This window comes from Mesorhizobium sp. M2E.F.Ca.ET.209.01.1.1 (genome assembly GCF_004010375.2).
Lineage (GTDB): Bacteria > Pseudomonadota > Alphaproteobacteria > Rhizobiales > Rhizobiaceae > Mesorhizobium.
In genome coordinates this window covers 1-436 of sequence record NZ_SADP02000201.1, presented here as the reverse complement: position 1 = coordinate 436, position 436 = coordinate 1, and the positions used below count along the sequence as shown (strand labels likewise).

Genomic DNA, 436 nt, shown 5'->3' with positions numbered 1-436 from the left:
AACAGCTTTCATGGTTGCGGCCGCCGTTCTGGCGATGCGCGCGGCCGTTGTTGCGGCGAGCCGCAAGTCCATGGTCAAGGTACGCAGCCGCCAGCGTCATCCGGCAAACACGAAAAACCCAAGGTGAGGTGAAGTCATGGACGTCCAGGACATCGTGAACACCGTCTCGCAGAAGGCCGGTCTCGACCAGGCTACGACCGAAAAGGTCGTCGGCACCATTTTCTCGGTCCTCGAGCATGAGGCCGAAGGCACCAGCGCCTCCTCCTTCTTCGCCAAGATTCCGGGCGCCGATGCGCTGGCGCAGAAATACGACGTCATGGCCGCCCCGGCCGGCGGCGGCGGCTTCCTATCCTCGCTGCAAGGCGCGCTTGGCGGCGTTCTCGGCGAGAAAGCCGGCGCGCTTGTCAACGGCCTCGCCGCGCTCAAGGCATCCGGC

The 436-nt window shown here is 65.1% G+C and carries 1 protein-coding gene; it reads left to right on the top strand.

What is annotated here, in order from left to right:
- Positions 1-136: 136 nt before the first annotated feature.
- The coding region (locus tag EN852_RS35280; protein WP_135879634.1) for a hypothetical protein at positions 137-436 on the top strand (300 nt) is incomplete at its 3' end.